Origin of the sequence: Winslowiella toletana (assembly GCF_017875465.1) — a bacterium.
GTDB classification, from domain to species: Bacteria; Pseudomonadota; Gammaproteobacteria; order Enterobacterales; family Enterobacteriaceae; genus Erwinia; species Erwinia toletana.
Genome location: NZ_JAGGMQ010000001.1, coordinates 1,487,130 through 1,500,487 on the forward strand (window position 1 = coordinate 1,487,130; position 13,358 = coordinate 1,500,487).

Below are 13,358 nucleotides of genomic sequence, written 5' to 3' on the forward strand. Positions count from 1 at the left end.
CAATTCCGGTAACACTCTCTGTAATTGATCGCTATGGATGATACTCAATGTTGTCGTCAGTGAGTATCATCCATACAGAGAGTGACGCCAGATCATGAACAGCTGTCGCCCGCCAATCACCCATTCTCAACGCTGCGCTGTTGTTATCGGCGCCGGCATTGCCGGTCTGCTGGCAACCCGGGTGCTATGCGACCACTTTCCCCATGTATATCTGATTGAACAGGATGAGCTACCGGCAACGCCGCAAGCGCGTAATGGCGTGCCACAAGCTCGTCATGTTCATCTTTTAATGGTGCGCGGACGACGTGTGCTCGACCATTTTTTCCCCGATCTGGGCGCTGAGTTATTTAGCCGGGGCGCTATTCCACTGGACTGGTATGCCGATGTACGTTGGTACGGCCCTGCCGGCTGGATGGCCAATGGCGGCAATGGATTAATCACCTGCTCCGCCAGCCGCGATCTGCTTGAGTTCGCGCTGCGACAGCGTGTCGTGGCTGATAACCGCGTGCAGTTGATCTCCCGGCATAAAGTGGCCGGACTTGAAGTTGATGCGCAAACCGGGCAGATCCGCGCAGTACGGGTGATGCCGCGCCACTCGCACCTCGCCGCCGGGCAAACCCTCGCAGCAGATGTTGTCATTGATGCCAGCGGACGCTCGTCACAGACCGCCAGATGGCTCAACGATCTGGGTTATGGTCAGGCGCAAAAACGCGTGGTTAATGCCTTCCTCGGTTACTCGTCCCGCCTCTACCGTCGCCCCACTGGCGCCAGCTCTGCGCCATGGAAGGCATTAATCATCAGCGCCCAGCCGCCAGACTGTTTTCGCGCTGGCGGGATGTTTGCTATTGAGCATGATCAATGGATGGTGGTGCTGATGGGCGGCGGCGGCGATTATCCGCCAAAGGATGAAGCCGGTTTTCTTAATTTTGCCCACAGTCTGCGCGATCCCGGGCTGTATCAGGCGCTGCAAGATGCTGAACCGGTCTCACCTGTATGGCATTACCGGCGGACAGAAAACCGCTGGATCCATTATGAGCGCCAGGCGAAATGGCCTGCTGGTTTGATTGTGATGGGTGATGCAGTTTGTGGATTTAATCCAATATATGGTCAGGGTATGACGGTTGCGGCCCTCTCTGCTGAGCTTCTGGACAAGACGTTACACTCACGCGCCGGACTGGCCGATATCACCACCTCATTTCAGCAACAACTTGCGGCGCTATGTGCGTGGCCATGGACCATGGCGACAGGGGCAGACCTGCTGTATCCCACCACTGAAGGCGGTGAGAACGCATGGCATGCCCGACTTGCACAGCATTACCTTAATCAGGTTCTGATAATGGCGACAAAATACCCTGATATTTATCAGCGCTTCGTGCGGGTGATGAATATGGTCGATCCGCCGTCAGTGCTGTTTGCGCCCTCTGTTGCGGCGCGCATGGCAATCGGCTGGTTCAGGAGATAATCATGCATGCGTTTGATTTAGCTGAATTCTATATTCCATTTACCACTCGCCTGAACCGGCACCAGCAGATTGCCACCCAAAACGCACTGGCCTGGCTGCAAGTAACCGCACTGGTGGATGCCGAAAATGACCGCGACCGTTTGCAGCAATTCGTCACTTTCGGCGATCTTGCCGCCAGAACCTATCCTGATGTCGGCGCAGCCGAATTAGAACAAATTATTAACTGGATCAACTGGCTGTTTATTCTGGATGACCAGGTGGATGAGCCGGGCGGCCAGTCAGCCGCCGATGATACGCTGGCGATGCTTGAACATTTACGCCAGCTGATTAAAGCTGACGCGCAGGTCACCGCCCGGACCACGCTTGAGACGGCGTGGGAAATATTGTGGCAGAAACTCGCGGCGGGTATGGGCCAGCATGCGCAACAACGCTTTCTGCTGACGGTTGACCAGTACCTGGTTTCGCTGCAACAAGAGATTGCCATGACGGCGGAGGGCTATATTCCCGACTTACTGACCTTTGCCGAAATACGGCGCAATACCGGCGCGGTGAAAACCACCCTCAGCATCAATGAATACGCCTGGCATAAAGAGCTGCCGCCGGGATTCTTTGAAAGCGATCTCAACCGCGTGCTGACCGATGTCACCTGTGATGTAACCGGCATGACCAACGATATCTGGTCTTATGCTAAAGAGATCGACCATCCATCCAGTAACAGCTATGTGGTTATTTTTGCGCATCATATGGGCTGCGATATCAGCAGTGCGATGGTTATGGTTAATCATTTAATCACCTCACGCGTGAAATGTTTTCTGCATGCCCGTACACAACTCTCCGCGTTTTTGTACAAACTTCACCTCTCTGCTGTAGATCGGAAAATTGTGCTGCGTTATATCGCCGGCATGGAACACTGGATGCGGGGTAATCTCGAATGGTCTTCTGCTACGCCGCGCTACAATCACCAGCAAAAAGAGTAGCCTCCGCGCGACCATCGCTGCCGGGGGCAATCCGCTAACCCCATTTTCGGGAGGTCTCTTGTGATCATGCATGATAAGGGGTCACCAGACGACGAATCGCTTATTCTGGTTGATGACAGTGATTGCCAGATCGGCGTTGCCGGTAAGTTACAGGTTCACCAGCTCGGGATATTGCACCGCGCCTTCTCCATTTTCGTGTTCGATGATGCGGGACGCCTGCTGCTGCAGCAACGTGCATCAGGCAAGTATCATTCGGCGGGATTATGGAGCAATACCTGTTGTGGTCATCCGCGCGCGCAGGAAGAGACCCACTGCGCCGCCTTACGTCGTCTGCAGGAGGAGATGGGATTTCAGTGTAAATTACAGTGGGTAACGGCTTTTATCTATCGCGCAGAGCTGGCGAATGGCCTGATTGAACATGAGTATGATCATCTGTATATCGGCGTCTTCGGCGGCACGCCGCAGCCCGACCCTGCCGAAGTAGCTGACTGGGCATGGCGCAGCCCCGATGAAGTCGGGCAGGCGCTGAGCGCTCATCCCGCTGATTTCACCATCTGGTTTACCAAAATTGTCCGCCAGCAGCCACGGCTGTTACGATCAGGGTGGAAGGATTTCCACCCTGATTAAAGCGGATTTATTCGCCTTTATTTACCGCCTGTACATGCAGCATATCCAGCGCCAGCGTGGCCGCGGCCAGCGCGGTCAAATCCGACTGGTCATAGCCAGGCGCGACTTCAACGATATCCATGCCGACAATATTCAGCCCCTGCAATCCACGCACCAGTTTCAGCGCTTTATCCGAGGTCAGGCCACCAATCACCGGCGTGCCGGTGCCTGGCGCATGGGCCGGATCAAGACAGTCGATATCAAAGGTCAGATAAACCGGCAGGTCGCCGACAATCTGCTTCACCTGCGCCAGAATATCGTCAACGCCGCGATCGTTAACCTGCGCCGCATCCAGCACGTGATAACCCAGATCTTTATCAAACTCAGTGCGAATACCGATCTGCACGGAGTGATCGGGATCGATCAAGCCTTCAGCTGGCGCATGGTGGAACATGGTGCCGTGATCAAACTTAGCGCCATTGGAGTAGGTATCGGTATGCGCATCGAAGTGCACCAGCGCCATTTTGCCAAAGTATCTGGCATGGGCGCGCAGCAGCGGCAGCGTGACATAGTGATCGCCACCAAAGCTCAGCATGCGCTTGCCATTGGCCAGCAGTTTTTCCGCGTGCGCCTGCAGTTTGTCGGTCAGATCCTGTGAATCACCAAAGGCATACACCAGATCGCCGCAGTCGATCACTTTCAGACGCTTACGCAGATCGAAATTCCACGGATAACGGCACCCCTCCCACGCCAGATTAGTCGAGATCTGGCGGATGGCGTTCGGCCCCAGACGGCTGCCCGGACGACCGGAGGTGGCGGCATCGAAAGGAATACCGGTAATCACCCATTCGGCGTCAGCGTCGTATGGCTGGAAGTTTACCGGGAAGCGCATAAAACCAAAGGCGTTAGAAACCAGTGAGTTATCGTACTCATTGCCCAGGGTGTTATTCATAATACTGTCCTCTTTAAATCTATTATTCAGCTATAGATGAAAAAAATCCCCTCCGCGTCGTTAACCCGACGAGGAAGGGATTTAGGGGTATACATATTCAGGGGCAGCGTAATCACCGCCCGTTACTGGCAGTTTATTCGTCTTCCAGGTAAGTATAGCCGTACAGACCACTTTCAAACTCTTCGAGGAACTGCGCGCGCAGCTCTTCATCAAGATCGGTCTCTTTTACCTGGTTATGGAAGTGACGCAGCAGCTCTTTCGGATCCAGCTGCACATACTCCAGCATATCCGCGACCGTATCGCCTTCATCGGAAAGCTGTACTTCCACGCTGCCATCAGCAAAGGCAAATACATCCACCGCTTCGGTATCACCGAACAGGTTATGCATATTGCCAAGGATCTCCTGATAAGCCCCGACCATAAAGAAGCCCAGCATCGGTGGATTTTCCACATCATATTCCGGCATTGGCATGGTGGTTGCGATGCCGTCGCCATCAATGTAGTGGTCAATCGTACCGTCAGAGTCACAGGTAATATCCAGCAACACCGCACGACGTTCCGGGGATTTATTCAGCCCTTCCAGCGGCAGTACCGGGAACAGCTGATCGATACCCCATGCATCCGGCATTGACTGGAACAGCGAGAAGTTGACGTAAATCTTATCCGCCATACGCTCCTGCAACTCATCAATAATCGGCCGGTGCGCACGATTGCTTGGATCCAGATGCAGCTGGATATAGTGGCAAATGCTGAGATAGAGCTGTTCAGCCCAGGCGCGCTGCGTCAGATCGTAGGTGCCCTGCGAGTAGCCACTGTGGATATCAAACAGGTCCATCTGACTGTCGTGCAGCCATTCGCGCAGTGAGCGACGGTTATTCGGCTCATGCATCTCCTGCCAGGTATCCCACATGCTGACGATTGGGCGCGGTGAGTCCGCGTTTGGCGCCAGTGGCGTGCTGAACTCGTTACGCTCAACACCGATAATATTCGACACCAGCACCGTGTGGTGCGCGGTGACCGCACGGCCCGACTCGGTGATCACCGTTGGATGCGGCAGATTATGCTCTTCACAGGCATCGCCAATCGCCCAGATCACGTTATTGGCGTATTCGTTCAGGCCATAGTTCACCGAGCAGTCCGACTGCGAACGGGTGCCTTCATAATCCACGCCCAGCCCGCCGCCGACATCGAAGCACTGGATATTAACGCCCAGCTTAGCCAGTTCCACATAGAAGCGCGCCGATTCACGCACACCGGTGGCGATATCACGGATGTTGGCCATCTGTGAGCCAAGATGGAAGTGCAGCAGTTGCAGGCTGTCGATACGACCCGCTGCACGCATAATCTCCACCAGCTTCAATACCTGAGTCGCTGACAGACCAAACTTCGATTTCTCGCCGCCGCTTGACTGCCATTTACCCGAGCCTTGCGAAGCCAGACGCGCACGGATGCCAAGACGCGGTACTACATTCAGGCGCTCTGCTTCTTCCAGCACCAGCTTCACTTCGGTCATTTTTTCCAGCACCAGGTACACTTTGTGTCCCAGCTTTTCGCCAATCAGCGCCAGACGAATATATTCACGGTCTTTATAACCATTACAGACAATCACCGAACGCGTCATACCGGCATGCGCCAGCACCGCCATCAGTTCGGCTTTGGATCCGGCTTCCAGACCCAGCGGCTCACCAGAGTTGATCAGCGATTCGATCACACGTTTGTGCTGGTTTACTTTGATCGGATAAACGAGGAAGTAATCCCCTTTATAGCCGTAAGATTCACGCGCACGTTTAAACGCCGCATTGATCGAGCGCAGGCGGTGCTGCAGGATCTGCGGGAAGCAGAACAGCGCTGGCAGACGCTGGCCGTCAGCCTCACGCTCTTTAACCAGTTTCGCCAGATCGACACGCGCTTCCGGCACATCGGGATCCGGGCAAACACTGATATGGCCCAGCTCATTGACGTCGTAGTAGTTATTGCCCCACCAGGCAATATTGTAGGTGCGCAGCATTTTGCTGGCGTCTTGATCACTCATGGCCACCTCCTGCATTGAGCGGAGTACACCCTGTTCGCCTGCTGACGAACCCTTAATTGTCTTCATGTCGTCAGACATCGCGAACCTCAATTTTAAGTAATGATGCGGAACAGTTAACCACTATCGCAGGTCGATCCTGCCAGAACAACCCGCAGGCTGTCGATAAACCCGGCATCAATGACTTTGTCAGCGCACAGTGCGGGTTAAATGATTTTTCAGTATAAAACACGTCGCCGAACTCCGTTAAACGGGTCAGAAAAAGCGGCAGTCGACCCACAGTAAACTGAGAGTCCCCTTGCAAAACTGTAGCAAAAGGTTAACCGGCGCAGGTGTCGTGAAGATTACCGAAACGAATATAACTTCGGCGAGAGAGCAGAATCGACGGAGAAACAGAAAGGGATTGAAGTACGCCAGTGTGGCGCAGCGAACCGTGCATAGCGAAAACGTGGTTCATTACTCGTATCACCTCCACATATGCCCTGTAAGCATATGGAAAAAAACGGGTCAGAGGGTGCAGACCAGCAACGCGCTGGTTGTCTGACTGAGGCCACACCGCAGCGGCGCAGCGCCCTTATCTGCCTGAAAGGCAGCGGCGTTTTATACAGCTCCGGACGGCAAAATGCAAAGTTAAAATGTGCTGACTGAGACTGCTGTCAGGAAAATTTGCCACTCCGGCAGAGGCCAAAAATGCGCAACGGCAAAAATCGCTGGCAATTCGATTAACGAGTAACCTAAAATAGCCGTCCAGATGTTAATCCGTCTATACTGGCTAACTTCTGGACTGCTATGCCGCTGTAAGGCTGTCAGTACTACTGTGACATTACTGCCTGCACCAATGAACTGCTCACGGCTTTGCCTGAGGGGGCGTGGATTCAGGCTAACCTGTCTCTTCGCTATGCAGTTGTTATTCCACCCGTTTTAGTAAGGTAAAGAATAAAATGGCTAAACACCTTTTTACGTCCGAGTCTGTATCAGAAGGACATCCTGACAAAATCGCCGACCAGATTTCCGATGCCGTGCTGGATGCCATCCTCGAACAGGATCCAAAAGCACGCGTTGCCTGTGAAACCTACGTCAAAACCGGCATGGTTCTGGTTGGCGGCGAAATTACGACCAGCGCCTGGGTCGATATCGAAGAGATCACCCGTAATACGGTGCGTGAAATCGGCTATGTCCATTCCGATATGGGCTTTGACGCCAACTCTTGTGCGGTGTTAAACGCCATTGGCAAACAGTCCCCGGATATCAATCAGGGTGTTGACCGCGCCGATCCGCTGGAGCAAGGCGCTGGCGACCAGGGCCTGATGTTTGGTTACGCCACCAACGAAACCGATGTGCTGATGCCTGCGCCAGTAACCTATGCGCACCGTCTGGTACAGCGTCAGGCAGAAGTGCGTAAGAACGGCACCCTGCCATGGTTACGCCCTGATGCGAAAAGCCAGGTCACTTTCCAGTACGATAACGGCAATATTGTCGGCATCGACGCGGTAGTGCTGTCAACTCAGCACGCGGAAGAGATTGGCCTGAAAGATCTGCAGGAAGCGGTGATGGAAGAGATCATCAAGCCAGTTCTGCCGACCGAGTGGCTGACCGCCAGCACCAAATTCTTTATTAACCCGACTGGCCGTTTTGTTATCGGTGGCCCGATGGGCGACTGCGGTCTGACCGGTCGTAAAATCATCGTGGATACCTACGGCGGCATGGCGCGTCACGGTGGCGGTGCATTCTCCGGTAAAGATCCATCGAAAGTTGACCGCTCAGCAGCCTACGCTGCACGCTACGTGGCGAAGAACATCGTTGCCGCTGGTCTGGCGGATCGCTGTGAGATTCAGGTTTCCTACGCTATCGGTGTGGCTGAACCGACATCAATCATGGTGGAAACCTTCGGTACTGAGAAAATCGCCAGCGAGCAGCTGACCCTGCTGGTGCGCGAGTTCTTTGACCTGCGTCCTTACGGTCTGATCCAGATGCTCGATCTGCTGCACCCAATCTACCGCGAGACGGCAGCTTATGGTCACTTTGGCCGTGAGCACTTCCCGTGGGAAAAAACCGACAAAGCTGCGCAGTTGCGCGACGCTGCGGGTCTGTAATTTTCGATAACATTCATATCTGTAACACCATTGTAGGGGAGCCGTTTTCGGCTCCCTTTTTTATGCTGCCTCGGCGCCAGACTTTCGCGCAGGCGGCGAGAACGCCGTCAGCATAATGAGTGCAAATCTTTAACACGGGCGGCGAGAACGCCGCCCCTACAGAGGTTTTTTACCGTTTGACACCAAACAGATGATAACGATTACATTTTGAAACGCTTTATTTATCGGTAATTTAGGATTTTTACGGCGTATTAATCAGCCAGAAAATGCGCTATTTTCAGCGTCGTCTGATTGCCAATAACTGGAATAATGTCAGAAACTTATCAGGTGCTATAACTTAGTGGTTAATTAACCTGGAAAGAGTGAAAAATGCTGGTTTACAGGGTTCCGGCGAGTGTAACCGATTACACTAGTGTGATCGACCTCACTTTTCACCCGCTAAAGGTTCTCTAACATTGATAAAAACAACATAGTTACTTCGTGGAGGCTACATGCCTGGCAATACACATAAAAGCAGAACTTCAAATAAGGCAATGACCTTGTTTGTCTGCTTTCTTGCAGCTCTCGCAGGGCTGCTGTTTGGACTGGATATCGGCGTGATTGCCGGAGCTCTGCCCTTTATCGCTAAAGATTTTGACGTCACCAATCATCAGCAGGAGTGGATCGTTAGCTCAATGATGTTTGGCGCCGCTGTTGGCGCCGTAGTGAGCGGCTGGATGTCCTCCAGCCTTGGCCGTAAAAAAAGCCTGATGGCTGGCGCCATCCTGTTTGTTATCGGTTCACTGTGGTCAGCCTTTTCCCCGAACCCGGAGATGCTGATTGTGGCGCGCGTGCTGCTGGGTCTGGCGGTAGGTATCGCTTCCTACACTGCCCCGCTGTATCTCTCGGAAATCGCACCGGAGAAAATTCGCGGCAGTATGATCTCGCTGTACCAGCTGATGATTACCATCGGTATTCTGGGCGCTTATCTCTCTGATACCGCTTTCAGCTATACCGGAAACTGGCGCTGGATGCTGGGCGTGATCACCATTCCTGCCCTGCTGCTGCTGATTGGCGTCTGCTTCCTGCCAAACAGTCCACGCTGGCTGGCGGCGAAAGGTAACTTCCGCGACGCCCAGCGCGTGCTTGATCGCCTGCGTGATACCAGCGAACAGGCAAAACGTGAACTGGATGAGATTCGTGAAAGCCTGAAAGTAAAGCAGTCTGGCTGGAGTCTGTTTAAAGACAACAGTAACTTCCGTCGTGCGGTGTTCCTTGGCGTACTGTTACAGGTGATGCAACAGTTCACCGGTATGAACGTCATTATGTATTACGCGCCGAAAATCTTTGAAATTGCTGGCTTTACCAACACCACTCAGCAGATGTGGGGCACCGTAATCGTTGGCCTGATCAACGTACTGGCGACCTTTATCGCTATCGGTCTGGTGGATCGCTGGGGACGCAAACCAACCCTGACGCTGGGCTTCCTGGTGATGGCGGTAGGTATGGGTATTCTTGGCACCATGCTGCATATCGGCATTCACAGTGTTGGCGCACAGTACTTTGCAGTGGCCATGCTGCTGATGTTTATCATCGGCTTTGCGATGAGCGCCGGACCGCTGATTTGGGTGCTCTGTTCAGAGATCCAGCCGCTGAAAGGACGTGATTTTGGTATCACTGTCTCAACCGCGACCAACTGGATTGCCAACATGATTGTCGGAGCAACCTTCCTGACCATGCTGAACACGCTGGGGAATGCCAACACCTTCTGGGTGTATGCCGGTCTGAATGTCTTCTTTATTCTGCTGACCCTGTGGCTGATTCCTGAAACTAAAGGTGTGTCGCTGGAGCATATCGAGCGCAACCTGTTGTCTGGTAAAAAACTACGCGAAATCGGTTCACGCGATTAATCGTGGCAGTACGGGTGGCGCAAGCTGCCCGTACGTCATCAGTTGCATCCCTTCCCTGCCCGAATTATTCTTCCCGATATGAAATCTTCCCGACTCCCCATCGCTTTACAGCAGTCTGTGATGCGCGCTTTGCGTAGCAACCTGCAACAGGCCAACCAGCGCCTTGAGCGCGACTATCCGGAACCGAAGCTGGTTTATCAGCAGCGCGGCACTGCGGCTGGCACCGCATGGCTGCAAAGCTGGGAAATCCGCCTCAATCCGATATTACTGCTGGAAAATCAGCAGGCATTTATCGATGAAGTGATCCCGCATGAACTGGCGCATCTGCTGGTATGGAAATATTTTGGCCGCGTGGCGCCGCACGGAAAAGAGTGGAAATGGATGATGGCAACCGTGCTGGAGGTCGCCCCACGCCGCACGCATCAGTTTGAGCTGGACTCCGTCCGCAGCCGCGCTTTCCCCTATCGCTGTAGCTGCCAGCAGCATCAGCTATCAATACGCCGCCACAACCGCGTACTACGCGGTGAGAGCGAGTATCGCTGTCTGCGCTGTGGCGATATTCTGCAACCCGGCGACTTCCTCAATTCTTAAAAATGCTGAATGCTGGCTAAAAATTAAACGTTAACTCTCTGATTGCTATCGGTGTAATGCGCAATTATGGCGCTATCTGTTAACCTGCGCGCTGTTTTTCGGAATAGTAAAAAACGGATTATGTCGCGTAAAATATCCCCCTCATTTGCACTGATATTGCTGCTTACGTCGTTTGCGGCGCAAAGCCTCAGCCTTGATAACTACCATCAGAATAACTTCTCGCAGGCGAAAGCCTATGCCGCGCAAATTAATGCCGATGCCCCGGGCAGCTTTTACTGCGGCTGCAAAATAGCGTGGCGCGGCAAAAAAGGGGTTCCTGACCTCGCCTCCTGCGGCTATCAGGTGCGTAAAAGCGCCAACCGCGCCGAACGTATCGAGTGGGAACATGTGGTTCCCGCCTGGCAATTTGGTCATCAGCGTCAGTGCTGGCAGAATGGCGGCCGCAAAAACTGCAGTAAAGATCCGCTCTATCGCAAGATAGAAACCGATCTGCACAATCTGCAACCGGCGGTGGGTGAAGTGAATGGCGACCGCGGTAACTTTATGTATAGTCAGTGGCAAGGCGGCGCACAACAGTATGGTCGCTGCGAGATGAAAGTCGACTTTAAACAGAAACTGGCCGAGCCACCGGCGCGGGCCCGTGGCGCAATTGCCCGCACTTATTTCTATATGCGCGATCAATACCAGCTGCAACTGTCAAAGCAGCAAAGCCAGTTAATGACCGCCTGGAACAAGCTCTATCCGGTGACGCCATGGGAGTGTGAACGCGATAAACGCATCGCCCGAGTGCAGGGCAACCACAATCCATATGTACAGCAAGCTTGCCAGCGGTAAAATCACTCCTCTAAACTAAGCCATTCATCTTTATGCCGTGCGGTTGTGCCGCGCGGCTAATTATTCAGGATCAGTATGCGTATACCCCGCATTTACCATCCCGACAGCTTGCAGGTCGGCAGTGAAATTGCCCTGTTCGAAGATGCCGCGAACCATATTGGCCGCGTTCTGCGGATGAGCAGTGGCCAGGCGCTGGAATTGTTTGATGGCAGTAATCTGACTTTTGCCGCCGAGATTATTCAGGCCGATAAAAAAAACGTCAAAGTTAAGATCGTCTCAAGCCGCGCTGACAGCCGTGAATCACCGCTTCATCTCCATCTGGGTCAGGTAATGTCGCGTGGTGAGAAGATGGAATTCACCATCCAGAAATCGATTGAACTGGGGGTAAATGTGATTACCCCCTTGTTTTCTGAGCGCTGTGGCGTAAAGCTGGATGCAGAACGCTTAGCGAAAAAGATTCAGCAGTGGCAAAAAATTGCGGTAGCCGCCTGTGAGCAGTGCGGCCGTAATGCGGTGCCGGAAGTACGCGCAGCGATGACGCTGGAGAGCTGGTGCGCGGAAAGCGACAGCGGTTTGAAACTTAATCTGCATCCGCGCGCGCAGCACAGCATTAATACCCTGCCACAGCCTGTTGAGCGCGTACGCTTATTGATTGGCCCGGAAGGCGGCTTATCGGCGGAAGAGATCGCCATGACCGCGCAACATGACTTTACCGATATTCTGTTAGGACCGCGCGTACTGCGCACCGAAACCACCGCGCTGACGGCGATAACTGCCTTGCAAGTGCGTTTTGGTGACCTTGGCTAGAGCGCTCACTGTAGCCCGATGGGTATAATATCAGTGACGATTTTGTGTCAGGCTGCGGCAGCGTAAATAAAAGAGATGTGCTGATAATAAGCACGGGCGGCAGCAATACCGCCCATACCGGCGAATTCAGGAGAACAGATGATTAAGCTTGGCATTGTGATGGACCCGATTACCTCCATCAATATTAAAAAAGACACCAGCTTCGCTATGTTGCTGGAAGCACAGCGCCGCGGTTACGAAATTCATTATATGGAGATGAACGATCTCTATCTGCGTGCCGGTGAAGGTCGTGCCCGCACCCGCACCCTGAGCGTTGAGCAGAACTACGACAAATGGTTCGAGTTTGGCAGCGAGCAGGATATTGCGCTGGCCGATCTTAACGTGATCCTGATGCGTAAAGATCCGCCGTTCGATACTGAATTTATCTATGCCACCTATATTCTTGAGCGCGCGGAAGAGCAGGGCACGCTCATTGTTAACAAACCGCAGAGCCTGCGCGACTGTAACGAGAAGCTGTTTACCGCCTGGTTTGCCGAACTGACTCCGGATACGCTGGTGACGCGTAATGCGCACCAGATCCGCGAATTCTGGCAGCAACACGGCGATATTATCCTGAAACCACTTGATGGCATGGGTGGCGCGTCGATTTTCCGCATCAAGCAGGAAGATCCGAATCTGTCAGTGATTATCGAGACCCTGACCGAACACGGCAATTTCTACTGTATGGCGCAAAACTATCTGCCAGCGATTAAAGATGGCGATAAGCGCGTGTTAGTGGTGGACGGTGAGCCGGTGCCTTACTGCCTGGCGCGCATCCCGAAATCAGGCGAAACCCGTGGCAATCTGGCGGCCGGTGGACGTGGTGAAGCGCGTCCGTTAAGCGAAAGCGACTGGGAAATTGCCCGCCGCGTTGGCCCGACGCTGAAAGCCAAAGGTCTGATCTTTGTCGGTCTGGATATTATCGGCGACAAGCTGACCGAGATTAACGTCACCAGTCCAACCTGCGTGCGTGAAATCGAAGCGGCGTTCCCGATCTCTGTTACCGGCATGCTGATGGATGCGATTGAAAAACGTCTGGCGTGATTGTTTACACGGGGCGCAAGCCCCGCTGCTAACCC

11 protein-coding genes are annotated in these 13,358 nt (G+C 53.6%); 9 read left to right on the plus strand and 2 right to left on the minus strand.

Annotated elements, in window-relative coordinates; all coding sequences use genetic code 11:
• The first annotated feature begins 94 nt into the window (after window positions 1-94).
• The 3 genes from J2125_RS06935 to idi all read left to right on the plus strand — a co-directional run bounded on the left by J2125_RS06935 (window position 95) and on the right by idi (window position 3,066).
• Window positions 95-1,462 carry an FAD-dependent oxidoreductase gene (locus J2125_RS06935; RefSeq protein ID WP_017803502.1) on the plus strand — a complete coding sequence of 456 codons (1,368 nt, stop codon included), beginning with the start codon at window positions 95-97 and terminating at the stop codon, window positions 1,460-1,462.
• Between the two features lie 2 nt (window positions 1,463-1,464).
• A complete protein-coding gene (locus tag J2125_RS06940) occupies window positions 1,465-2,439 on the plus strand; it encodes a terpene synthase family protein (protein WP_017803501.1) in 975 nt (324 codons plus the stop codon).
• Between the two features lie 66 nt (window positions 2,440-2,505).
• Window positions 2,506-3,066, plus strand: coding sequence for an isopentenyl-diphosphate Delta-isomerase (idi, locus tag J2125_RS06945; protein WP_017803500.1), 561 nt, complete (start codon window positions 2,506-2,508; stop codon window positions 3,064-3,066).
• A 7-nt stretch (window positions 3,067-3,073) separates the two neighbouring features.
• On the opposite strand, the gene speB is transcribed toward idi, so the two are convergent.
• Both speB and speA read right to left on the minus strand, forming a co-directional pair.
• Complete coding sequence (gene speB, locus J2125_RS06950) at window positions 3,074-3,997, minus strand: agmatinase (RefSeq protein WP_017803499.1); 924 nt, start codon at window positions 3,995-3,997, stop codon at window positions 3,074-3,076.
• Between the two features lie 133 nt (window positions 3,998-4,130).
• Window positions 4,131-6,107, minus strand: coding sequence for a biosynthetic arginine decarboxylase (speA, locus tag J2125_RS06955; RefSeq protein ID WP_026112049.1), 1,977 nt, complete (start codon window positions 6,105-6,107; stop codon window positions 4,131-4,133).
• An 860-nt stretch (window positions 6,108-6,967) separates the two neighbouring features.
• On the opposite strand from speA, the gene metK reads away from it, so the two are divergent.
• The 6 genes from metK to gshB all read left to right on the plus strand — a co-directional run bounded on the left by metK (window position 6,968) and on the right by gshB (window position 13,323).
• Entirely contained in the window at window positions 6,968-8,119 is a 1,152-nt protein-coding gene (gene metK / locus J2125_RS06960) for a methionine adenosyltransferase (RefSeq protein ID WP_017803497.1), read from the plus strand.
• 491 nt (window positions 8,120-8,610) lie between these two features.
• Window positions 8,611-10,008: a sugar porter family MFS transporter gene (locus J2125_RS06965; protein ID WP_026112048.1), complete on the plus strand. Its 1,398-nt coding sequence runs from the start codon at window positions 8,611-8,613 to the stop codon at window positions 10,006-10,008.
• A gap of 78 nt (window positions 10,009-10,086) precedes the next feature.
• Entirely contained in the window at window positions 10,087-10,599 is a 513-nt protein-coding gene (locus J2125_RS06970) for a SprT family zinc-dependent metalloprotease (protein ID WP_026112047.1), read from the plus strand.
• A 120-nt stretch (window positions 10,600-10,719) separates the two neighbouring features.
• Entirely contained in the window at window positions 10,720-11,433 is a 714-nt protein-coding gene (gene endA / locus J2125_RS06975; protein ID WP_017803494.1) for a deoxyribonuclease I, read from the plus strand.
• Window positions 11,434-11,508: 75 nt separating this feature from the next.
• Window positions 11,509-12,240: a 16S rRNA (uracil(1498)-N(3))-methyltransferase gene (rsmE, locus tag J2125_RS06980; RefSeq protein ID WP_017803493.1), complete on the plus strand. Its 732-nt coding sequence runs from the start codon at window positions 11,509-11,511 to the stop codon at window positions 12,238-12,240.
• A 138-nt stretch (window positions 12,241-12,378) separates the two neighbouring features.
• Entirely contained in the window at window positions 12,379-13,323 is a 945-nt protein-coding gene (gene gshB, locus J2125_RS06985; protein WP_017803492.1) for a glutathione synthase, read from the plus strand.
• The last annotated feature ends 35 nt before the right edge of the window (window positions 13,324-13,358 follow it).